Origin of the sequence: Methanofollis aquaemaris (assembly GCF_017357525.1) — an archaeon.
GTDB classification, from domain to species: domain Archaea; phylum Halobacteriota; class Methanomicrobia; order Methanomicrobiales; family Methanofollaceae; genus Methanofollis; species Methanofollis aquaemaris.
This window is the reverse complement of the sequence record NZ_CP036172.1, coordinates 1,901,253-1,923,134: the sequence shown is the minus strand read 5'-3', so window position 1 is coordinate 1,923,134 and position 21,882 is coordinate 1,901,253. Positions and strand designations below refer to the sequence as shown.

Annotated in this window: 20 protein-coding genes; 7 read left to right on the top strand and 13 right to left on the bottom strand. The window is 61.4% G+C overall.

Annotated features, from left to right (window positions below; all coding sequences use genetic code 11):
- Positions 1–12: 12 nt before the first annotated feature.
- Complete coding sequence (locus RJ40_RS09245) at positions 13–1,302, bottom strand: COG1361 S-layer family protein (protein ID WP_265580569.1); 1,290 nt, start codon at positions 1,300–1,302, stop codon at positions 13–15.
- 65 nt (positions 1,303–1,367) lie between these two features.
- On the opposite strand from RJ40_RS09245, the gene RJ40_RS09240 reads away from it, so the two are divergent.
- Complete coding sequence (locus RJ40_RS09240) at positions 1,368–2,144, top strand: TrmB family transcriptional regulator (RefSeq protein WP_265580568.1); 777 nt, start codon at positions 1,368–1,370, stop codon at positions 2,142–2,144.
- On the opposite strand, the gene RJ40_RS09235 is transcribed toward RJ40_RS09240, so the two are convergent.
- A complete protein-coding gene (locus RJ40_RS09235; RefSeq protein WP_265580567.1) occupies positions 2,135–2,881 on the bottom strand; it encodes a DUF128 domain-containing protein in 747 nt (248 codons plus the stop codon). The two genes, RJ40_RS09240 and RJ40_RS09235, sit on opposite strands and share 10 nt — an antisense overlap.
- A gap of 330 nt (positions 2,882–3,211) precedes the next feature.
- On the opposite strand from RJ40_RS09235, the gene RJ40_RS09230 reads away from it, so the two are divergent.
- The 6 genes from RJ40_RS09230 (at position 3,212) to RJ40_RS09205 (ending at position 10,318) form a co-directional block, all read left to right on the top strand.
- Entirely contained in the window at positions 3,212–4,132 is a 921-nt protein-coding gene (locus RJ40_RS09230; protein WP_265580566.1) for a hypothetical protein, read from the top strand.
- Between the two features lie 4 nt (positions 4,133–4,136).
- Positions 4,137–5,498, top strand: coding sequence for an FAD-dependent oxidoreductase (locus RJ40_RS09225; RefSeq protein ID WP_265580565.1), 1,362 nt, complete (start codon positions 4,137–4,139; stop codon positions 5,496–5,498).
- A gap of 567 nt (positions 5,499–6,065) precedes the next feature.
- Entirely contained in the window at positions 6,066–7,250 is a 1,185-nt protein-coding gene (locus RJ40_RS09220) for an ABC transporter permease (protein WP_265580564.1), read from the top strand.
- Entirely contained in the window at positions 7,243–7,920 is a 678-nt protein-coding gene (locus RJ40_RS09215) for an ABC transporter ATP-binding protein (protein WP_265580563.1), read from the top strand. Before RJ40_RS09220 ends, RJ40_RS09215 begins: the two co-directional genes overlap by 8 nt.
- Positions 7,917–9,116, top strand: a complete 1,200-nt coding sequence (locus RJ40_RS09210; protein ID WP_265580562.1) for an ABC transporter permease — start codon at positions 7,917–7,919, stop codon at positions 9,114–9,116. The genes RJ40_RS09215 and RJ40_RS09210 overlap by 4 nt, the downstream gene beginning before the upstream one ends.
- The gene (locus tag RJ40_RS09205) at positions 9,071–10,318 is read left to right on the top strand and encodes an ABC transporter permease (protein WP_265580561.1); all 1,248 of its coding nucleotides are present in this window, start codon (positions 9,071–9,073) and stop codon (positions 10,316–10,318) included. Before RJ40_RS09210 ends, RJ40_RS09205 begins: the two co-directional genes overlap by 46 nt.
- A 320-nt stretch (positions 10,319–10,638) precedes the next feature.
- On the opposite strand, the gene RJ40_RS09200 is transcribed toward RJ40_RS09205, so the two are convergent.
- From RJ40_RS09200 to RJ40_RS09150, 11 genes are all read right to left on the bottom strand, one after another.
- A complete protein-coding gene (locus RJ40_RS09200; RefSeq protein WP_265580560.1) occupies positions 10,639–11,772 on the bottom strand; it encodes a hypothetical protein in 1,134 nt (377 codons plus the stop codon).
- A gap of 508 nt (positions 11,773–12,280) precedes the next feature.
- The gene (locus RJ40_RS09195; RefSeq protein WP_265580559.1) at positions 12,281–13,498 is read right to left on the bottom strand and encodes a phosphoglycerate kinase; all 1,218 of its coding nucleotides are present in this window, start codon (positions 13,496–13,498) and stop codon (positions 12,281–12,283) included.
- Between the two features lie 15 nt (positions 13,499–13,513).
- Positions 13,514–14,185 carry a V-type ATP synthase subunit D gene (locus tag RJ40_RS09190; protein WP_265580558.1) on the bottom strand — a complete coding sequence of 224 codons (672 nt, stop codon included), beginning with the start codon at positions 14,183–14,185 and terminating at the stop codon, positions 13,514–13,516.
- A gap of 5 nt (positions 14,186–14,190) precedes the next feature.
- A complete protein-coding gene (locus tag RJ40_RS09185) occupies positions 14,191–15,582 on the bottom strand; it encodes an ATP synthase subunit B (RefSeq protein WP_265580557.1) in 1,392 nt (463 codons plus the stop codon).
- Positions 15,579–17,351 carry an ATP synthase subunit A gene (locus RJ40_RS09180; protein WP_265580556.1) on the bottom strand — a complete coding sequence of 591 codons (1,773 nt, stop codon included), beginning with the start codon at positions 17,349–17,351 and terminating at the stop codon, positions 15,579–15,581. The genes RJ40_RS09185 and RJ40_RS09180 overlap by 4 nt, the downstream gene beginning before the upstream one ends.
- Positions 17,342–17,647: a V-type ATP synthase subunit F gene (locus RJ40_RS09175; RefSeq protein ID WP_265580555.1), complete on the bottom strand. Its 306-nt coding sequence runs from the start codon at positions 17,645–17,647 to the stop codon at positions 17,342–17,344. The genes RJ40_RS09180 and RJ40_RS09175 overlap by 10 nt, the downstream gene beginning before the upstream one ends.
- A complete protein-coding gene (locus RJ40_RS09170; protein WP_265580554.1) occupies positions 17,648–18,706 on the bottom strand; it encodes a V-type ATP synthase subunit C in 1,059 nt (352 codons plus the stop codon). It lies immediately after the preceding gene.
- A gap of 12 nt (positions 18,707–18,718) precedes the next feature.
- Positions 18,719–19,297: a V-type ATP synthase subunit E family protein gene (locus RJ40_RS09165; protein ID WP_265580553.1), complete on the bottom strand. Its 579-nt coding sequence runs from the start codon at positions 19,295–19,297 to the stop codon at positions 18,719–18,721.
- Between the two features lie 25 nt (positions 19,298–19,322).
- Positions 19,323–19,571 (bottom strand): ATPase, encoded by a 249-nt coding sequence (locus RJ40_RS09160; protein ID WP_265580552.1) that lies wholly within the window; start codon positions 19,569–19,571, stop codon positions 19,323–19,325.
- Positions 19,572–19,576: 5 nt separating this feature from the next.
- Entirely contained in the window at positions 19,577–21,553 is a 1,977-nt protein-coding gene (locus RJ40_RS09155) for a V-type ATP synthase subunit I (protein ID WP_265580551.1), read from the bottom strand.
- The gene (locus RJ40_RS09150) at positions 21,540–21,869 is read right to left on the bottom strand and encodes a V-type ATPase subunit subunit G family protein (protein WP_265580550.1); all 330 of its coding nucleotides are present in this window, start codon (positions 21,867–21,869) and stop codon (positions 21,540–21,542) included. Before RJ40_RS09150 ends, RJ40_RS09155 begins: the two co-directional genes overlap by 14 nt.
- Between the last annotated feature and the right edge of the window lie 13 nt (positions 21,870–21,882).

The window sequence follows — 21,882 nt, the reverse complement described above, 5'->3', positions numbered from 1 at the left end:
CCCAGGGAAACATCACTTCGACTTGCGCGCTCTGACTATATAATACCCGGCACCGATCAGGACCGCAAGGACTGCTGCGATGACGATCGGATTGGACATCGCGGCACCGAGACCTTCGGCCTTAACCACGCCGACGGTCAGTTTCATGGTGTCGGATATCTGGCTGTTGTCCAGGGCGTCACGGTAGCGGATCTCTGAGTCAAGGCCATAGTTCTTGAGCGTTGCCTCCTTGTCGACGGTCACCTTGTAATGGGCGACAGCGGTCTCGCCAGGGGCAAGGTCACCGAGATATGCGGTGTCGTCATTGGAGGTGAACGGATCGACGGCACTGATCCTGGCCTGGGCATTGTAGGCTGTTGCGGATCCGATGTTCTTGTAAGTCACCTCGATCGTTGCCTTCTGACCGGGGTGGACCGAGGAGGCTGTCGAGACGATCGTAAAGTCGATCTTGCCGCCGACCGGAACGCCGACGACTTCGGTGTCAGAGGTGGCCTTTTCACCGTTGGCCTTCTCGTATTCCACGACCACGTTCAGGGGATAGGTCTGGGGCTCGGCGTCCTTGGAGGTCGAGACCTTGAAGACACAGGTCGTCACGTCGTCGGGGTTGAAGTCGCCGATATAGACGCTCCCATCGGTCGGGACCAGGGGGCCGTTGGCGTCTGGCACCAGTTTGGCGACCGCCTTCCCGGCATGCTCGTCACCGACATTCTCCAGGACAAGTTTGAGGTATCCCTCGGTCCCGACATTGAGGTGCTCGGTCTCCACCTTGTTCACCTGGAGGTTGACATCAGACTTCACGGTGACCGGGAGAGAGATCTTCTCGGTCTTCTTCCGGTAGTCGGTCTGGAGGATGTTGCTGTTATCTCTCTGCTCGTTCCAGTCGACATACTGGTAGGTGAGGACGAGCGAGAGGTCATAGGTCCCGGCCTTTGCATCCTTGTCGAATTTCACGACAAAGGTGACCGGTTTGCTCATCCCGCCCGGTATGTCGCCAAGCATCTGTGGGTCGGACTTGATCTCGACCGGTGCGTCGCCTGCTTCAAGCCCGACCTTCACCAGTTTGGCCAGGTTGGGGGGGTCCTGGGGGGTGATCTTCGTGGGGTCGACTTCCATGATGGGGTTGGTTCCGCTGTTCGAGACGACCACGGCGATCGGGGTCTCGACACCTGGAGAAAACTCGTTTGTCCCTGAGATCGCCGCAGACATCTCCGGCTTGCCGTACAGAAACTGAACGCCTGCAAGGGCGGGAACGACAAGCGCTATCATGAGGAGACTCAGGAGAATGCACTTTCTGATATCCATATGTTCACCTTGTTGTTATTGTTGTAACAACATTTATCCGCTGGCTGATATAAATAGATATTGTCATGTCGCCACCGCCACAGCCCCCACAGGGAATCACCACCGCCCTCAAAACCCTCGGTCTGACCAAGTACGAGGCACTCGTCTACGTCGCCCTCCTCAGGGTCACCAGTGCCACCGCAACCGAGATCCACGAGATCTCGGGGGTGCCGCGCGCATCGGTCTACCCGGTCCTCGACCGCCTCCTCCAGAAGAACCTGGTCACGGTCTCCCACACCACACCCAAACGCTTCAACGCCATCCCCCCGGACGAGGCGATCAATAGCCTCATGCGCGAGATCGAGGAGAAAGGAGCGTATGCCAAGGTGGTGCTCGGGGAGATCTATGCAGAGCGAGCGAGCATCGAAGGGGGCGGCCAGGAGTTGATCTGGAATATCCTGGGCGAGGCAAATATCAAGAGCAGGATGCGCGACCTCATCGCCCAGGCGGAGGAGCAGGTCGAGATCATCGGAAGTTGGATCCTCCTCAAAGACCTCCGGGACTCCCTCTCCGGCGCGGTGAAAAGAGGGGTCAGGGTCGATGTGATCGCCTCCGCATGGGAAGGCGAGATCCCTGAGGGAATGGAAGTCATCGTCTCGGTCCCGCCGATCTGGCGTGAAGAGACACGCGGGACCGACATGGCAGGAGTGCTCTTTATTGATCGAGAAAAAGTGCTGGTGGCGATGGGCGGACACGGTGAGGTGCCGACCGCCCTATATTCCGAGTCAGAGGGTTTCGCACGATTCTTTTCAAGGTATTCGGAGTTGACCAGGAGTTACCTCGGAAAAACCCGTCAGAGGTGATCGACCGATTCGAGATCGCCGATATCGATGAGCCCGCGCAGCGAGTTGATCTCAACCCTGTACCCCGACTCTTTTACTGCGGCCATCACATTGGTCCCGCCCAGGATCGTGATCCCGAAGTACTGGGGCGAGCACCCGAACCCGAGGACGGGGGCGTTCGGGGCACCCACCTCAAGCACCCCGCCGATCCGACTGCGTTCTAGGTCTTCGAGGATCCCGGCCACCGTCGGTTCGGCCTCCATATGACATTCCCTGAGGTTGGCCAGGACACTGCCCCTCCCCTCCCGGATCACTCCCCAGACGTCGGTGATCTCCTGGGAGACCAGAACCTGGAGGGGGTCGATGGTCGTGGCGTCGTAGAGAAGCATGTCGGTGAACCGCCTGGGCACACCGTCCTCGACCTCGACCACGCCGCCGCCGACCGGGTGAAGGGGCGCACCCCGCCGGATCATCACCCCGTCAAAGGTGATGGAACAGACCGTACAGAGCCCGACCATCCTGTCAGGTATCACGGCCATATTGTTTCCTTCACCGGGCTGCAGGACTCGGACCAGGTCGCTCGGCGCCAGGCCGGCCCTGGAGGCTCGTTTCATAATGGCAAGGACAGGTTCGAAGTCATCCTCCCTGATCAGGGAGAGGTTGTAGATGACGAGCCCTTCGTCCTCGACAGGGTCGAAGGTCACCTGCATGGCCTCTTCTTCGATCAGATGATGGATGAACTTCAGGGGAGCATTCACACCATGATCTCGGTTACGGGAATAGAAAAAAGGTTCCGTCCAACGGGGTCGAGGGGTCAGGACACCCATTTTCATGCGAGTTTTCATGTTGAGGTCATCACATCCGTGCTGGGAGAGGGGTTTGCCGTCCCCTGTCTATCTTCATCCATGGACCAGGGGGCCGAATTCCCCGGTGCGAGCGTGCTTGAAGGCATGTCGATCAGACGGGCCGCCCCAAACAGAGTTTGAATTCTAAAAAGCCACAGCACCGATCAATCCTCTCCGACTCCCCATATAAACAGCCGACACAGATGGAAAAATTGTTCAATGGACAAAGCCCCATTACAACAGATGGAAGGCGATCTTCGGGAGAGGACGCAGGATATTGTAGCAATGATCCTGAATGCCTCGGGATACGAGGTCGAGGCCGCCGACGAGCTCTTCGATCTCTCGGCCGTGGGCGACAAAGACAGTTACGTGGTCTTGATCTCGGACAACCAGGAGGAGTGCGACAGGTTCTGCCACCGGACCTTCAGGCTCAGGAACGGGGAGCATACCGAGGTATGCAGGAAGATCCTGGTCACCTTCGACGGTGCGCTCGCTGCAGAGCACTGCACCTGCTGGGGGGAAGAGGAGATCGCCAGGTACGCGGGGGAGGTGGCACTCGCCCGGATCTTCGGAAGAAAATTCGTCCTCGATGAAGCCGTTCCGGTCGGGAGAGGCGGGCAGACGAAGAGTGCCATCCGTCATCTCCCGATCAAGGTCGGCGAGCGGGACGCGGCGATCCTCTCGGGGACGCGCGGAAAGGCGCGGTGCCGCTTCGTCCCGTACTGGTGCTGCCACTGCACAAGCACCGGTTCGCAGTCGGTGATGAACAGGGTGGTCTCCTTCGAGGCCGAACGAAACGACGGGATCAATGCGATCAACGGGACCAGGATGGAGATGAGTCTCGGCGACGCAGTGGACACGATGATGCCCGACGGCTGCGAGGTGCTCACCCCGAAGATCCCTCGCGAAGGTATCGAGGAGACGGCGGTCGCCGCCATGATCCAGAACCTCACGCAACGGGTCAGGATCAAAAAAGAGGAAGGCGACACGGTCTTCTACCGTGAAGAGATACTCAAGCCGAAGAAGGAGAACATCACCACCGAGGTGGCCATGGTCTATGTCCCGGTCTGGCAGGTCGAGGGAAGGGATCGAGTCGTCGAAGTGAACGCCTTCACGGGCGAGGTGATGGGCATGCCCTCTGACGAGGGCGTGGAGATCTTCTGAAGTCATGATCGTCGTCATCGGAGGGGGTCCAGCCGGGCGGTTCGCGGCCGCCAGGCTTGGTCAGGCCGGGCGTGAGGTGACGCTGGTCGAGCGGGAGGCCATCGGGGGGCAGTGCCTTAACTCGGGGTGCATGCAGGTCTGCGCCCTCAACGACGCCGCACGGACGATGGAGCGAGTAGGGGACTTCGCAGCGGCCGGAGTGCTGGAAGGCGTCCTGCACCTGGAGTTTCCCGCGCTGCTCCGCGAGATGGGAGAGGTCCAGAGTAAGATCAGAACCGTCCTCGACAGGGAGACGCGGGCCGCAGGCGTCGAGGTCCGCTATGGGGCGACGGCCAGGGTCGACGGGCGCCGGATCTTCATCGACGACGAAGAGGTCGAGGCCGAGGCGGTCGTCATCGCGACCGGGTCCGCGCCCGCGGTCCCGGCGCTCCCCGGCACCGATCTGCCGGGGGTCTACACTTCCCGCACGCTTCGCACGATGCCGGCCCTCCCTGAGCGTCTTGTCATCGCGGGCGGCGGGGTCTCGGCGGCTGAGTTCGCATACATCTTCAGCCGACTCGGGAGCCAGGTCACGCTCCTTGCTCGGCGGGAATTCCTCGGCGACCTCGACCCCCGCCTCAGGCGACTGGCCCTCAAAGAACTCTCCGGCGTCGAGGTGCGGGAGCATACCCCGCTCACCGCGATCATCGGCAGCGATCGGGTGGAAGGTGCGGCGTTCGGCGGCGCGGCGCCGGGAGAGTGCCAGGCCGATGCCGTCCTCCTGGCCGTCGGGCTCGTGCCCCAGACCTCGATGGTCATCGGTGTGGAGAAGGGGCCCCGCGGGGAGATCGTCGTCGACGACCGGATGCAGACCTCGGTCCCGGACGTCTATGCCGCGGGCGACGCCGCCGGCCCGCCGTACCTCACCCCTCTCGCCCGTCTCCAGGGGGTGGTCGCGGCGGAGAACATCCTCGGCCGTGAGATGAATTACGCCCCGAAAGCCGTACCACAAGCCCTCGCCCTCGCAAACGACCTCGCCTTCTGCGACGACGGCGACGACGGCATCGCCCTCTCCCTCCCGGCCCCGGCAGGCCCGGGTTCCTTCTGGTCGGTCCCGAAGGGCGATACCGGTCTCGGTACGGTTCTCGTTGACCCTGAGACCGGGGCGCTCCGCGGCATCTGGGCGGCCTCGCCTGGCGCCGGGATCACCGCCACCTACCTCGCAGAGGCAATGAGGCAGAATAAGACCGTCTTCGACCTCGAAGACCTTATCGACGTCCACCCACTCGCCGAAGGTGTTCACGGCCTCTTCGCCCAGGCAGCGAGGGCGATCAGGGAGCGGAAGGCAGAAACAGAGGACCCGAAAACCAACCCAGGTGAGCGATAACCAGCCGGAACTCTATCGCTCACTCACCCTTCTCTCACATTTCTTCTCACCTCAACCGTATGGGACCGGGGGCGAGATCTGCCCATTTCAGCCCCTGTTTCGGGAACAGACAGACCGGTCCCGGCCCATTCTGAAGAGATTTTACGATACTGACGGAATAAGGGTTTTTCACGAGATACTCAGAGTATCATGGGCCTCTCCTCGCCCTCTGGCGGACTGTATGAGCGGGAGTGATATCATTCACCCTGTACCTAGAAAGAGAGGCGATATGATACCGACAAATCTCATGGATTTTGCTCCGATTTTCAGCCATAAAAGACGATTTTTTACGGCCCTTTCGGCCCCTGATCCCCTTATTCGGAAGATTGTGGGGGGAGGGGATTCGGCTGATAGAGACAGTGCGGACCACTCATTTGATCCACCACTCTGCCGGCCCCCACCAATTCTCTCGTCCGTGGAGGGATGCCGGGGGGAACGAGCGACAGTGAGTTCGAAAAGATCGAAGATCTTCGAGTCGCCCCCCTCTCACCGGCACGTTTATTGCCGCGCACCCCTGGCAGGATAGCGATGGAAGGGGGGATGATCTTTTTCCAGTTTGCCACGCGCAACATCAGGCTCCACTGGCTCCGCTCCTTCCTTGCCGTGACCGGAGTGGTCATCGGGGTGGCGGCCATCGCCTCGATGGGCATCCTCGGAAACAGCCTGGTCCTCTCGATCTCAGAGTCCCTCACCGACGTCGGCGACACCATCGTGATCACCGCCCACACCGGCGGCGGGGGAGAAGGAGATGGCCCTCCGATCGCCGTGAGCGGCCGCGGGGTCACCGACCGGCAGGTGAACGAGATCAAGCGGGCCGCCGGGTCCAACCTGGTCATCCCGATCATGAGCGGGAGCGACCGGTTCGTCATCGGCGGGGAGACGACCGCGGCGCCGGTCTACGGGATCAGCCCCACCGACCTCCCCGACCTCCTGGAGGTGACCGACGGCACCTACCTGCGGGGCGAAAGCGGGGCGATGGTCGGCGCCATTCTTGCCGAGGACTACGACCTCATCCCTGGAAGCAGACTCAGGATCGGCGACGAAGAACAGAAACTCCGGGTCACCGGCGTCCTCGAAGAGCGGGGCGTTGGCTTCGACATCAACCCCGACCGTGCGGTCATCGTCTCCGACGAGTTCTACCAGGACTTCTACGGCGGCGAAGAGTGGGACCTCGTCATCGTGAAGGTGGAGGATCTCGAAGAGATCGACGGCATCAAAGAATCGATCGAGATGCAACTCAACCGGCGCGAGGACGAGGTGGACGTCCTCGACACCAGGGCGATCCTCGAAACCCTCCTCGACACCTTCAACCGGATCTCGACTTTCACCACCGCGATCGGCGGCATCTCACTTATCGTCGCCGGCGTCTCCATCTTCAACGTGATGATGATGTCGGTGACCGAACGGACCCGCGAGATCGGGGTGATCCGCTCCATCGGTGCCAGACAGGGGGAAGTGCTCCGGATCTTCCTGTACGAGTCCCTCATCCTCGGACTCGTCGGGAGCGCCATCGGCGCCGTCCTCAGTCTCTTCGGCGGCTACCTCGCCCTCGCGGTCATGCTCGAAGAGACCAAATTCCTCTTCGAGCCCACCAGCCTCATCGCCATCCCGTACGGCGTGGCCTTCGGCATCGCCACCAGTCTCCTCTCAGGGGCCTACCCCGCATGGAAGGCCTCGCACCTCAGCCCCATCGAGGCGTTGCGCCATGAATGAACCAGAATCGATCATCAGATTTGTGGACGTCAGCAAGGTCTATCCCCTCCCGGCAGGGGACGTCGTCGCCCTCGACCACATCGACCTCGAGATCAAGGCCGGCGACTTCGTCGCCATCATGGGGCCCTCGGGCTCTGGCAAGTCCACCCTCCTCAACCTCATCGGCTGCCTGGACACCCCGAGTTCAGGCACCCTCTCCATCAAGGGACGGGACATCGGCACTCTCTCGGACGACGACCTCACCCGTCTGCGCCGCGATCACATCGGCTTCATCTTCCAGCAGTTCAACCTCATCCCCCTCCTCAACATCATCGAGAACGTCGAGTTCCCCCGCGTCCTCAAGGAACGGCGGAGCGGGTGCGACGAGGCATGCCTCGAACTCCTCGACGCCGTCGGCCTGGAGCCCGAACTCCACACCCACCGCCCGGCCGAACTCTCCGGCGGACAGCAGCAACGGGTGGCCATCGCGCGGGCCCTCATCAACGAACCCGAGATCCTCCTCGCCGACGAACCGACCGGCAACCTGGACACTCACACCGGCGAGGGGATCATGGACCTCCTCACCCAGATGAACCGGCGCGGCAAGACGATCATCATGGTCACCCATGACACAAACATCGCCGCCTACGCACACCGGCGGATCCATCTCGTCGACGGCAGGATCGCATGATCTTCTTCTCCTTCGCCACCAGGAACCTCAGGCGCCACACGGTCAGGTCATTCCTCGCCACCCTCGGGATCGTCATCGGGGTCTTCGCCATCGCCTCCCTCGGGGTGATGGGCAACTCCATCAACCTCCTGGCCGCCGGGCTCATCGCCGACGTCGGCGACACCGTGGTGATCACCCCGCACACCGCCCTCGGAGGCGAGGGGTTCGTCGGCGACCCCAGGACCGTGGTGGCCGCCACCATCTCAGAGGCCGACGTCGACCGGATCGAACGGGCGGCCGGCGGGAACCCGGTGGTCGCGGTCGTCGAGGAGGCCGCCGACCTCCGCGTCGGCAATGAGGGCGGGTATGCCCAGGTGATCGGGCTTGCGACCGACGACATCCCCGATCTCCTCGATCTCTCTGAGGGCAATTATCTCAGGCCGGGTTCGCCGGCTGCCCTGGTGGGATCGGTCCTGGCAGAGGAGTACGGGATCAGGGCCGGCAGCCGGATCGCTCTCGGCGACGAGGAGATGCGGGTCGCCGGGGTGCTGGAGGAGCGGGGGTTCGCCTTCGACATCAACCCCGACTATGCGGTCGTCATCGAGCGCGACCGGTTCAGGGATCAGTTCCCCCAGAAGGAGGGCTACGACTATGTGGTGATCACGGTCCGCGACCCCGACGAGATGGAGGAGGTGAAGACCGCGGTGGAGAACCTCATGAACCGCCGGGACGAGACGGTGGACATCACCGACTCGCGCGAGAGCCTCAACCAGGTGAACGAGATCTATGACGCGATGGGGCGGTTCCTCCTCGGGATCGGGGCGGTCTCCCTGGTCATCGCGGCGGTGAGCATCCTCAACGTGATGATCATCTCGGTCACCGAACGGCGGCACGAGATCGGGGTGATGCGCTCCATCGGCGCCCTGCGAGGGGAGGTGATGCGCATGTTCCTGTACGAGGCCCTGGTCCTCGGCCTCGCCGGGAGCCTCATCGGCGGCGCCCTCAGTTTTGTCGGCGGGTATGTGATCAGCCTCGCCGCCATCGAAGTCTTCACCGCCGGGACGACCTTTGCCGAGGGGGCGACGGTCTTCGACCCCCTCTCGGTCGCCTACATCCTGGGTGCGATGCTCTTCGGGATCGTGACCAGCGTCGCCGCCGGGGTGTATCCCGCATGGCAGGCCGCACAGATGACACCGATCGAGGCGTTGCGGGGGTGAAGGGAGTGGCCGGGATCTTTCTCACCTTTGCGGTCAGGAACCTCAGACGCCACTGGGTCAGGTCCGGGCTGGCGGCCCTCGGGATCGTCATCGGGGTCGCGGCCATCGCCACCCTCGGGATCCTGGGCAACAACCTCATCATCCTCTTCTCCGGCCTCGTCGCCGACGTCTCAGACACGGTGGTCGTCACTCCCCACCTTGCGGCCGCGAGCGGCGACCCCTTCGACCCGCGCTCGGCCCTGGCCGGCGGGCTCACCGAGCGTGACCTGGATCGGATCGAGCGAGCCGTTGGGCCATATCAGGCGGTGCCTCTGTTTCAGACCGCCGAACTCCTGGAGAGAGGCCGGAAAAAAGGGTATGTCCCGGTGATCGTCATCCACCATGACGACATCCCGGTGCTCCTCGACGTCGAGGACGGCGCCCTGCCGCCGTCTTCAGGGAAGAGCGTCCTTGTCGGATCGCTCCTGGCAGAGGAGGCCGAGGTGCGGGCAGGCGGGCGGATTAACCTCGGCGGCGAGGACGTGCGGGTCGCAGGTGTGCTGGAGGAGCGGGGCATGGGCATCGACATCAACCCCGACTATGCCGTCGTCGTCACCCATGGATGGTACACCGAGCGCCACCCCGAACCCGCGTACGACCGGGTGGTGGTGAAGGTCACCGACCTCGGCGATATCCCGGCGGTGAAAAAGGCCATCGCCGACCAGTTCAACCGGCGAAAGGAAGTGGTGGACGTCCAGGACTCGCGGGAGATCCTCGAACTCTTCTACCAGACCTACGACGCCATCTCGATCTTCCTCCTCGGCATCGGTGGGGTCGCCCTCCTCGTCGCCGGCGTCTCGATCCTGAACGTGATGATCATCTCGGTCACCGAACGCTTCCACGAGATCGGGGTGATGCGCTCCATCGGGGCGCGACGCACCGAGGTGATGCGCATGTTCCTGTACGAGGCGCTCATCCTCGGCGTCGCCGGGAGCCTCATCGGCGGCGCCGTCTCCACCGTTGCCGGCATGGCCGTCACCGCTTCGGTCGCGGAGACCGTCTTTGCGGGGTACGGGACGGTGCCGACCGGCCTTGGGCCTGATGGGATCGGGTCGGTCCTCCTCGGGATGGGCTTTGGCCTCGGTACCAGTCTCCTCTCAGGGGTGTATCCGGCCTGGAAGGCCTCGCGCCTCGACCCGATCGAGGCGCTTCGGTACGAGTGAGCCGGGGCGCAACCCATATATAGAGGTATGCCCTCCCACCCCTATCAGACTCGCACGGGGGGACCGATGCAAGGGCGCAGAATCGAAGGGCTTAGTCTGAGAGCGCCGAGATTTCACCGAAGAACCGACGGTCACTCGATGGAGGTGATCGCCGCGCTCCTTGAAGTCCGGGACAATAGGACAGAGTCAGGGAACAGCGTGCTCAGGAAGAAGGGAAAACATTGAGCGGAGGCGGTGCGTGCCTCATCATAGAACAACGCTGTCGAACCTTCCGCCATTCTGTCGTGTTCATCTGATCACCCGACTGTGCTGCCCACAACCTACTCCGAATGCACCGGCCCCTCGTCTTTCCCGCTCTTCGCCCACCTCGCAAACCCGCCGATCGTCGCCGCAGCAAGAGTACTCACCGCACCGAGCAGAAGGAGAGAAAGGAGAGATGCCCCGACCCGCTCCCAGATCTCCCACCAGTTTCCCCCGACGAGCCGATACCCCAGGGCGACGAGGAGCGGGGCGGCGAAGGCCGCACCCATGCACCAGGGCAGGCCCTCCGGCTGAATGAGGATGAGCCCGGCGGCCGTGCCCAGGGCAAGCATCAGGACGATGAAGAGGGCGACACTGATAGTAGCCCACTCGCCACCAGGCGTGAGGATAAGGGCATGACCCCCTGCCACCGTCAGAGCCGCCGCGACGACGAGCAACAGCGCCCCGACACGTCGCCGACCGGCGAGAGGGGCGGCGGCCAGGAGGAGCACCGACGCAACTCCGCCGGCGATGAGCGCACCCTCAGGGAAGAGCGAGGAAGGCGCCCCTCGTGAGAGGCCCACCCACACGATCACCAGCAGCGGCACGAGGAGGAAGACCCGCTCCCCCTCCCTGAGACGGCCGAGCAGGAGCATCACTGCCCAGACGAGGCACGCAATACAGACTGTCTCACCGATCTCAAAGAAGATATCGAGGCCGATATCAGGCATATATGCGACCTGGCCCGGGCCGCCGACGTAGGGGAAGAAATTCAGCGCAGTGGCCAGGAGGGTCGTCGTAAACGCAGCGATCAACACCAGCACCCAGGGCCGCCGCCCTGACCCGAACCCGGATGCCACCACCGGCCAGGGCGTGAGCACGGCCATGGCAAGAGAAAGAATCGAGAGCGGGAATCGGGCCGGGAACTGGCCGAACGCCCCCAGAAGATACGCCCCCGCGACGAAGGCGAGGACAAGTGGCGGGAGCGCGGCCCGCACCCGCGGCATCGGGAGACACTCAAGCAGGAGATAGATCCCCGCCACCACTGCACTGAAGACCACGGCGGCGATGCAGTAGAGCGTCAGCCAGAAGACAACGAGGGCGATCACGCTCTCCGGACTGATCGGCCCTTCAGGAACCATATTTGTCGCCGCCGCCGGAAGCATGCAGAGAAAGAGGAGAGAGACGAGAGCGAAAAGTCTGAACACCCGCATACGCGATCATGGCCCTATCACTCTACGAACCCTTGAACATTCCGAAAAAGAACGCAGAACACCCCATGCCTGGAGGAGACTTCGCCTCCCCGGTCCCTCACGATGACGATCGACAGATAACTGCCAGGCGGTGGACCAGGTGAGGCAATTGCACCATCCTGTCGACTGACTCCCGCCCAGCCCAATCATCTGAATGAGAGGACCACGAGGTGCAACCCCCGGACCCCCCGCGACGAAGATAGGGGCGGGGCGGCAATGAAGTGGCGGTCCCATCTGGTGTCCTGCTCTGAAGAGGGAGCACGGATCCATGCCCGCCAGAGACCAACGAGAATTTTCATCGCGTATGCTTGAGCCCGGAGGCTCATGCCGAATTCTACAGAGCCCTAAACTCCAACAATCCCGGGGCGTTACCACTCGCCCGAAAACGAACAACACACCATAAAACCCCGGACCGTCCTCAACGGCTCTCAGGACAGAACGAAAAGACGTGAAGAGGGCCGAACCCCCTTCACCCGAAGATCTCCCGCGAGCGCTCCAGTGCCGCGATCGCCGGGAGTTTCTTGCCGGTCAGGAACTCGATGCATGCGCCTCCACCGGTGGAGATATGCGTGAAGGCCGAATCGAGTCCCATCTGCTCGATGACCGCCGCAGTGTGACCACCGCCGACCACCGAGAACGGCACCTTTGAAGAGGCCCGCAAGATCTCGAAGGTGCCGGCCGAGAAGGCCGGATCCTCGAAGACCCCTGCGGGGCCGTTGACGACGACCGTCCCTGACGACGAGATCGCCTCATTCACCGTTTGAAGCGCGTCGGCACCGATGTCCATCACCGGCGCCTCTGCCGGGATTGCCTCGATCGAATACTCGGCCCGTTCACCGCCCTCGCGGACGGCCACCTGGTCGGGGAAGAGGATCCGGTCACCGAACCGGTTGAGGAGGGCCTTCGCCTTTGCGACCTCGCCCGTGTACTTCAACTGAGCGATCAGGTCGGCCGAAGGTGTCCCGATATCGTAGCCTGCCGCCGTGAGGAAGACATTGGCCACGACACCGATGACGATCACCTGGTCGGCGACCCCGTTCTCCAGAACATTCGCCGCCACCGCAATCGAGTCGTCCACCTTCGTCCCGCCCAGGACAAAGGTCACCGGCCGCGGCGCCCCCGTGAAGACGCGGGAGAGGTTTGTCACCTCCCGCTCCATCAGGAGACCGCCGGCCGAGCGCATCAGCATGGGCAGGCCGACCACCGTCGGTTGTGAACGGTGGGCCGTCCCGAAGGCGTCGTTGACAAAGACATCGCCCATCGCCGCAAGGCGGCGGGCAATATGTGTCCCCTTCGCCGCCTCCGACGAAAGCGTCAGGTTCTCCTCCGCGTTGAACCTGACATTCTCCAGCATCAGCACCTCGCCCGTCCGCAGGGACACAACCGCCTCCCGCGCCGACCGGCCGAAGATATCGTCGACATACCCCACCGGACGGCCCAGGAGGTGGGCGAGCTTCTCAGCATGCCCCTCCAGGGTGGAGAAATCCTTCTTACCCGGCCGACTCTGGTGGGTGATGATGACAACGCGGCTCTCCTCAAGTTCCTTGATCGTCGGGAGATGCTCTCGGAACCGCTTGTCATCCAGGATCTGGTTCGAAGCCGGGTCAATAGGGGAGTTCAGATCCAGACGGAGGAGGACCGTCTTCCCCTCAGACGCAAGCTCGCTGATCGTCCCAATCGACGACATATCTCCTCTTCTCTCTTATACGGCGGCCTCGGCCTCGGCCGCAGCCTCGGCCTCAGCCTTAACCATCGCTTTTGCCTTGATCCTTTTGAGACGGAAGAGTTCTTCACGTTCCATCTCATCGAGCCGCATCTTGATGAACGCAGCGGCTTCCTTCAACTCAGGGATCACCTTGAATTCAAGGGCGTTGACACGCCGCTTGGTGTGGTCGATCTCGTCCAGCAGGCGCTTCATCGTCGTCTCGATCTCGGCACTCTCGAGGATCGCCTCGACAAGTTCCTCGTAGGCCTCGGCCGTCTCGTCGATGACCGACTTGCTGCCGAGCACACCGTAGCCGCGCTCGAGCAGGTTCTTTCTGACCTTCGTTGCCTCGATCTGGGGGACGACAACGCCCATGATGTTCTTGGACTTGAGGGTGATCTCGGGGTTCTCCTTGACAGAGAAAGCCGCAGCCTTTACCCCGATCGTCCCTTCGACCGTGTTTGCAAGGGCGATCATCTCCTGGGCATGCTGGTACTTGCGCAGCATCTCGCCCCGGGTGTCCTTCGCCTCTTTCAGCACCTTGAAGAACTCAAGGATCAGCCCGTCGCGCTTCATCTTGAGGATGTTGTAGCCGCGCTCGGAGAGCTTGATCTTGCGTTTGATGTCGATCAGCTCTGACCTCGTCGGCTTGACATCTCTGAGCGCCATCGGACTTACACCTCAGCCTTTGCGCCCTTCCGATAGAGCGGGTGGTATTTCTTGATCAGGTCGCGGTCGATCCTGACCAGCTGCTCGACCGGCAGCGTGGACAGAAGTTCCCAGCCCACATCAAGCGTCCTCTCGATCGAGCGGTCTTCGTCGATCCCCTGGCGAACAAACTGACCCTCGAAGAGGTCGGCGAACTCCAGGAAACCACGGTCACGCTCGGAGAGCGCGTCCTTCCCGACGATGGCCACCAGGCCGCGGAGGTCCTTGCCTTCCGCATACCCGGCGTACAACTGGTCGGAGACCTTTTTGTGGTCGTCCCTGGTGTGCCCCTCGCCGATACCCAGGTTCATCAACCTGGACAGCGACGGCAGGACATTGATCGGCGGGTAGATACCCTTCCGGTGCAGTTCACGGGAAACCACGATCTGACCCTCGGTGATGTACCCGGTCAGGTCAGCGATCGGGTGGGTGATATCGTCGCCGGGCATGGTCAGGATCGGGATCTGCGTGACCGAACCCTTCTTGCCCTTGACGATACCCGCCCGCTCGTAGATGCAGGCCAGATCGGTGTACATGTATCCCGGATACCCACGTCGGCCGGGCACCTCTTCACGGGCCGCACCGATCTGACGGAGCGCCTCACAGTAGTTGGTCATATCGGTGAGAATGACCAGCACGTGGTAGCCCAGTTCGTAACCAAGGTACTCGGCCGTCGTCAGGGCAAGACGCGGGGTGATGATCCGCTCGACCGCCGGGTCGTCGGCGAGGTTCAGGAAGACGACCGCCCTCTCCAGCGCACCGGTGCGCTCGAAGTCGGCCATGAAGTAGTTGGCTTCTTCCTTCGTGATACCCATCGCCGCAAAGACCACCGCAAACTCCTCAGTGGAGCCAGGCACCTTTGCCTGACGGGCGATCTGGAGAGCGATATCATTGTGCGGCAGACCTGCGCCCGAGAAGATCGGGAGCTTCTGACCACGGACCAGGGTGTTGGTCCCGTCGATGGTCGAGATACCGGTCTGGATGAAATCGGCCGGGGACGCACGGGCGTACGGGTTGATCGCAGCGCCCTGGATGTCGAGCCTCTTCTCAGGCACGATCTCAGGGCCGCCGTCGATCGGCTTCCCGCCGCCGGAGAGGATCCGGCCGAGCATGTCCTTGGAGACCGGCATCTTGATCGTCTCGCCGAGGAACCTGACCCCGGCGTCGCGGCCGATACCAGCCGTCGTCTCGAAACACTGGACGACCACGAGGTCGTCGGAGGTGTCGAGCACCTGGCCGCGCTTGATGCTACCGTCCGCGAGGACGATGTTCACAAGCTCGTTGTAGCCGACCGGTTCGGTCTTCTCGACAAAGACGAGCGGACCGGCGATCTGCTTGACTGTCTTGTACTCTTTCATGCCATCCCCGCCTTCAGTCCGGCAAATTCGTCCTTCATTGCCTTCAGGATCCGCTCGAGTTCAGGCTTGTAGTCTGCCGTGAACTTGATCTGCGGCAGGTCGTTCTTGGCCTTAACCGCCAGGATCTGGGCCGGCATCACGCCTGCGGCATGAGCCGCGGACGAGAGATCAGCATAGGTGCGGATCGCCCTGAGGATATCGAGCTGCTTCTCCAGTGAACAGTAGGTGTCCACATCGTCGAAGGCGTTCTGCTGCAGGAAGATCTCACGGAGCATCCTGGCGACCTCGATGGTGATCTGCTCCTCTTCTGGGAGGGCATCGGAACCGACGAGCTGCACGATCTCCTGGAGTTCGGATTCCTTCTGGAGGACACCCATTGCCCAGTTCCGAAGCTGGTTCCACTCAGGCGAGATGTTCTTGTCGTACCACTCGTTGAGGGTGTCAAGATACAGGGAGTATGAGTTGAGCCAGTTGATGGCCGGGAAGTGCCGACGCTGCGAGAGTTTGGCGTCCAGCGCCCAGAAGACCTTGACGATACGCAGGGTGTTCTGAGTAACCGGCTCGGAGAAGTCACCGCCAGGCGGCGAAACCGCACCGATAACCGAGACCGATCCTTCGAGGTCGTTGAGGGTCATCACACGACCCGCACGCTCGTAGAACTCAGAGAGACGGGCGGCCAGGTATGCCGGATACCCTTCTTCACCAGGCATCTCTTCGAGACGTGAGGAGATCTCACGCATGGCCTCCGCCCACCGGGAGGTGGAGTCGGCCATCAGGGAGACATCGTAGCCCTGGTCACGGAAATACTCGGCGATGGTGATACCGGTGTACACAGACGCCTCACGGGCGGCCACCGGCATGTTCGAGGTGTTCGCAATCAGGATGGTCCGCTCCATGAGCGGCCTGCCCGACTTCGGGTCGTCGAGTGCCGGGAACTCGGTCAGCACCTCGGTCATCTCGTTGCCGCGCTCGCCGCAGCCGATGTAGACCACGATCTGCGCGTCAGACCACTTGGCGAGCTGCTGCTGGGTGACCGTCTTGCCAGAGCCAAACGGCCCCGGAATCGCAGCGGTACCGCCCTTGGCGATCGGGAAGAGCCCGTCGAGAATCCTCTGCCCGGTAACGAGCGGGATGTCAGGGTTCATCTTCTCGTTCACCGGCCGCGGCACACGGACCGGCCACTTCTGCATCAACTGGATCTCGGTCCCGTCTTCGAGGACACAGATGGTCTCCTCGACGGTGAACGAGCCGCCCTTGATCTCCTTGATCACGCCGCCCTTCTGGTTGGGCGGGATCATGATCTTGTGGAGGATCGATTCGGTCTCCTGGACCGTCCCGATGACCATGCCGGGGGCGACATGATCGCCGGCCTTCACGACAGGGACAAACTCCCACTTTGCCGCGCGGTCAAGCCCCGGTGCAGTCACACCGCGCTCGATGAAACTGCCCATCTTGTTCATGAGCACCTCGAGCGGTCTCTGGATACCGTCGTAGATGCTCTTCAGCAGACCCGGGCCGAGTTCGACCGCGAGCGGCATACCGGTGTTTACCACCGGCTCGCCGGGCCGAATGCCATCGGTGGCCTCGTAGACCTGGATGATGATGTTCTCACCCGCGATCTTGATGACCTCGCCCATCAGTTCCTCGTGGCCGACCTTGACCACGTCGAACATGTGGGCATTGAAGCCGACAGCCGTAACGACCGGGCCTGCAATCCTCTTCAGCACTCCTGTCGAAGTGCCTGTGTTCGATTCAACTTTTATTTCCACAGATCAACACCGACCGATCTCTTTATTCTCTCCCGCATGGAGAGGCCTCCCTCCTCCTCGCCGATCGCGATCACCGTCGGCTTCACGGACTCTTCAAGCAGGGCCCGGAGCCGCAGGGGGAGCCTGTTCATATCGCTGCTGTCCAGCACCAGGATGCCTACCGACGCATCATCAAGCACGTGCTGGACGGTGGTCTTCAGGGCCTCGTCATCCTCTGCAACGAGCGTCTTCTGAATGCCCGCAAGACGGAATCCGATGACAAATTCGTTGCTTCCAACGACTGCAATCTCAACCATCTACATCACCAGGTAACTCTCGATGCGTTCGTTCGGCAGGCCGTACTCCTTCCCCCGGGCGACGGCACGGAGGTTGGTCACCTCGTACCGCTTCATCTCGAGGTAGGCGAGGATCGGGAGGACCGAGAAGGGATACAGCTTGGAGAGCCGATCCATCTGTTTGAGCTGGTAATTCGTCAACAGCACCTCGACCTCGTGGATCGGGCGCTGCTGGCGCAGTTCCTCGAAGACCTCGGCCAGTTCGGGATCGGTGGCCTTCTTCTTCGCAGCCTCAATCAACTCGTCCAGGCTCTCGATGCTGCTCATCCTGACCAGTTCGTCGACCGAGAAGGCCTTCCCGTCAGGGATGAGCAGAGCCTTGACCGCCTCGCCTGATGTCTTCTGTGCGCGGAAACGGAAGAGGTTCATGATGTTCCTGGTGTCGATCTCAGTCTGGATGTATCCCAGGAACTCATGGCCTCCCTTGATCCCGCCCTTGGCGTCGGAGATCATCTGCCCGTACAGGTTCTTGTACAACTCGTTTTCGAGCGTGGCAAACGAACCGGCCTCGAGGGCCTCGTGGAGACCTGCAGCGAGGACCGGACCGAGCCGTCGACCCTTGACCGCCTCGACGATCCGCTCGGGAGAATCCTCCGCAAGCAGTCGGTCGAGAACATTCCTGTCGAGTTCGCCTGCCGGGATGAGCACCTCCTTGATCTTGCCCGGCTTGACCCCCTGGGTCTTACCGCGCAGGATCGTCAGGACGTTCTGGATATCCCAGTGGCGCAGATAACTCTGGACGAACTTCATCAGTCCCGACGGGGTGATCTTCAGGATCTCCTGGTACTCCTTTGCAAGGTTCCAGGAGAGCGCCACCTCGATGAGGTTGACCCCCGAGAAAGACGACGAAAGTTCGTCGATCTCCTTTTTGTATTCCGTTTCTCCAATGATACGGGTGATCTCGGGCAGGCTCATATTGAGCATCCGCAGGTACTCTTCCCGCGGGATCAACTTTGCTTTGCGCACACGCATGCGCGTGGAGACGTAAATGTATGGGGCGGGGCCCCCTACGTCAGCCATGCCGAGACCTCCTCAGGGGAAAAGGATATCAGACGCATCCTTAAGCCCTGAATCCCATACCGTCTCCAGGAAAGTACGGTAACTGTAGTCGACCTTCATCCTGCCATCGGCACTCTCAACCACGACCCCGCCTTCAATCTCGACGGGGTCTCCAAGCGAGAACCCGGAAAGGTCCGCGTTCTCGGCAAGGATCTCCTTGACAATGGAGATATCACGGGCGTTGCAGTAGACCGTACCGCCCCCGACATCGGCAGCCGCCTGGGGGAGGAGGTAACGGAGAGCCTGCGCGTGGAAATTGGCAGGCAGGTCGCCGATTCGGGCGAGGGCGGAGGCATGGACACGCGCCAGCGTGTCCTTCTCCGCGTTGAGGGTCTCGCGCTTGACGGCGAGGTTGGCAGCCGAGACTTCCTGGTTGACGATACGGGTGACTTCCCGCGTGACGTCATTTTCAGCCGCCTGCTTGATCGCCGCCGCTTTCTCCTGCGCCTCTTCGAGGATGCTCTTGACCTCAGCCCCGGTTCGGGTCTGGATCTCGGCGACCTCTTTCCGCCCTTTTTCCTTGATATCTCCAACGACAGCTTCCAATCCCATCGTTCACTCCGTGTTCACTTCGTATTTAGAAGAGCAGCAGCAGAGCGACGACAAGACCGAAGATGACGATTGTCTCTGGAATAACGGTGAAGAGCAGTGCAAGACCGAACATGTCCTTGTTCTCGGCGGTCGCGCCCATGGCGGCGGCACCGATGCCCATCTCACCAAGACCGGTACCCACACCGGCCAGGCCGACGGCGAGACCTGCGCCGACTGCCTTCAGTCCCATCTGCGATGCTTCAACCATTTCAAGAGTCATAACTGGATCTGCCATAGTTCTTATTCCTCCGTAAATTTCCTTCTCATGCCGAAGGGCATGTACTTCTTCCCTCCACCATTGTAGAACTTGGTGAAGAACTCAACATAGTGCAACCTGATCGAGTTCAGGCCGCCGCCCAGAAGACCGAGTGCCGTGTTGAGCACGTGGCCGAGGAGCAGGACGACAAGACCAATCAGGACGATAACAACACCCACGACGGTGAGTGACTCGAGCTGTGGGCCGATGATCAGGTCGAGCGCGATGTAGTTGGTGACCATCGCGATCGCGACCGAGGAGAGACCGACCGCAACCAGACGGGTGTACGACAGGACATGACTGACGATCGTCGGGATCTCCATCAGTTCGAGCGGAGATTCCTGACCGATCAGGGCCATGCCGAGCAGAACAAGGACGATACCGAAGATACCTGCCGCGTTCAGGCCCATCGCTACCGGCGGGAAACCGGTGAGGTCCACCATCAGGGGGATGGGGAAAATGGACCAGATTGCAACGATGATACCCCACATCGTAAAGAGCCAGCCGAACTGTCCAAGGACCTCCTTGGTGGCGTGGGGGCTCTGGTGCATGGCACCTCTGATGTTTCTCACGTGGAGCAGACGCCCCAGCGTGATGTGCAGGATGCCGATCCAGACCGAGACGATCAGCAGTTCGGCGACCATCGGGTGATGGATAGCGTTCGCGCCGATGTTCAGGTGTCTGGAGTAGATAATCGAATGCCAGGGGAGCGAAAATCCGAAACATTCGCTGAAGAGGACACCGAAGATACAACTCATGATCGAGGAGTTTCTCAGGGTATCCAGGAGCTGTTTGCCCGCCTCTCCTTTGAAGTACCTCCGCAATCCGAAGGACATCGCAAGGAGCACGAGACCGTACCCGATATCGCCCAGGATCAAACCGAAGAAAACCGGAAAGACGATCGAGACGAGCAGCGTCGGGTCGAACTCGTCGTAGCGCGGACGAGCGTAAACGTCAATTAAGAGTTCGGTCGGGTGCGAGAACTTCGGGTTGTTGTACTCAACCGGGACGTCCCTGGAATCGTCCCCGACCTCGAGTTCGGTGACATAGACTTTCCCGCCGGTCACATGGGTGAGAGACGCGATGATGCCCTCGACCTTCTCGGCCGGCACCCAGCCTTCTGCCACAAAGGCGTCCTCCGTTGTTGCAAACCGCAGCGGGGCCTCCGCCTGCTCCACGACGGCCGTGAAGTATTCGTCGTATGCAACAAGGACTTCGCCGTATTCATTCTTCTTTTCCTCAAGGGTCCTCTCGACCTTCTCAATCTGTTCGTTGAGTTGAGCGATCTTCCCCTGGGCATCGTAGATGAGATCCTTGACAGGACCCGAGCCCTCGGGGATGGGGACCGACTGGAAGTGTGCTTCGAGCAGGGCGCGGTCAGCGACCTCTGCCTCTGATGCAGGGACAAAAATTGCAATGAAGTTCTGTCCACCTTTGCCGCCAGGGACAAAGTGTTTCTCGTTTGAGACCGGGATCTCGACGTCGGATTCGACGTAGCCTGCAAAAACGGTGACGTTCTCGTAGCCGTGATACAGGTCCATGTCGAGGGAGACAGGTGCAAAGGGTTTGAGTGCGGCGACCCGCGTCTCAAGAGCCTTCGTCTGTGCCTCGAGTTTTGACCGTTGTGCAGTGAGATCCTCGACGTCTTCGACGAGGGCGGCAAGAGTCCGGTCGACGCCGGCCTTCAGTTCAGGAGATGCCTGCTTTCTGGTGGCATCAACGGTATCCGGAGAGATACCGAAGGTGTTCTCGAGCGATCTGATCTTGATCAACTCGGAGGACGCACCGCTTGCTTGGTCAAGCGGCATTCCGATCCTGAATCCTTCGTAGGCCTCGTCTTCCTTCTCGACAAAATCTTCAACGTGAAAAGCGTGCTGATGATACAACTCACGGACGATCGTATCCATCTGGTCCTTGGACCCTGCGATCAGGATACGACTCATCCGCTTAGGCTGAAACATGCAGCTGCTCCTTAAAACGCGAGACGAGGAACTCGACCGCCTTATCGAGATTCTCAAGGCTGTTCGCTCTAAGCGTGGCCGCCTTCTGTTCGCCGACCTTCAAGATGTCTGCACGTTTTTTCGCGGCGGCGGTCCCGGCTTCAGCGAGCCTCGTCTTTTTGTAGGCCTCTGCATCGGCGGTGGCTTTCTCGATGATACGTTCTGCCTCCGCCCTGGCATCCGCAACTTTCTGCTTATTTTCAGTGTTTGCGGTGCTGACCATAGACTTATACTCTTCTTCTGCCTGCTTGATGCTCTTTAAAACCTCACTCTTCATCCAACCCTCCTCT

Coding starts and splice junctions, on each gene's coding strand:
- RJ40_RS09225 (WP_265580565.1), top strand. CDS start 4,137: ATGATCGTCGTCATCGGAGGGGGTCCAGCCGGGCGGTTCGCGGCCGCC.
- RJ40_RS09185 (WP_265580557.1), bottom strand. CDS start 15,582: ATGAAAGAGTACAAGACAGTCAAGCAGATCGCCGGTCCGCTCGTCTTT.
- RJ40_RS09175 (WP_265580555.1), bottom strand. CDS start 17,647: ATGGTTGAGATTGCAGTCGTTGGAAGCAACGAATTTGTCATCGGATTC.
- RJ40_RS09160 (WP_265580552.1), bottom strand. CDS start 19,571: ATGGCAGATCCAGTTATGACTCTTGAAATGGTTGAAGCATCGCAGATG.
- RJ40_RS09245 (WP_265580569.1), bottom strand. CDS start 1,302: ATGGATATCAGAAAGTGCATTCTCCTGAGTCTCCTCATGATAGCGCTT.
- RJ40_RS09215 (WP_265580563.1), top strand. CDS start 7,243: ATGAATGAACCAGAATCGATCATCAGATTTGTGGACGTCAGCAAGGTC.
- RJ40_RS09205 (WP_265580561.1), top strand. CDS start 9,071: ATGGCAGGCCGCACAGATGACACCGATCGAGGCGTTGCGGGGGTGAAG.
- RJ40_RS09150 (WP_265580550.1), bottom strand. CDS start 21,869: ATGAAGAGTGAGGTTTTAAAGAGCATCAAGCAGGCAGAAGAAGAGTAT.
- RJ40_RS09165 (WP_265580553.1), bottom strand. CDS start 19,297: ATGGGATTGGAAGCTGTCGTTGGAGATATCAAGGAAAAAGGGCGGAAA.
- RJ40_RS09240 (WP_265580568.1), top strand. CDS start 1,368: ATGTCGCCACCGCCACAGCCCCCACAGGGAATCACCACCGCCCTCAAA.
- RJ40_RS09200 (WP_265580560.1), bottom strand. CDS start 11,772: ATGCGGGTGTTCAGACTTTTCGCTCTCGTCTCTCTCCTCTTTCTCTGC.
- RJ40_RS09230 (WP_265580566.1), top strand. CDS start 3,212: ATGGAAGGCGATCTTCGGGAGAGGACGCAGGATATTGTAGCAATGATC.
- RJ40_RS09210 (WP_265580562.1), top strand. CDS start 7,917: ATGATCTTCTTCTCCTTCGCCACCAGGAACCTCAGGCGCCACACGGTC.
- RJ40_RS09190 (WP_265580558.1), bottom strand. CDS start 14,185: ATGGCGCTCAGAGATGTCAAGCCGACGAGGTCAGAGCTGATCGACATC.
- RJ40_RS09220 (WP_265580564.1), top strand. CDS start 6,066: ATGGAAGGGGGGATGATCTTTTTCCAGTTTGCCACGCGCAACATCAGG.
- RJ40_RS09170 (WP_265580554.1), bottom strand. CDS start 18,706: ATGGCTGACGTAGGGGGCCCCGCCCCATACATTTACGTCTCCACGCGC.
- RJ40_RS09155 (WP_265580551.1), bottom strand. CDS start 21,553: ATGTTTCAGCCTAAGCGGATGAGTCGTATCCTGATCGCAGGGTCCAAG.
- RJ40_RS09195 (WP_265580559.1), bottom strand. CDS start 13,498: ATGTCGTCGATTGGGACGATCAGCGAGCTTGCGTCTGAGGGGAAGACG.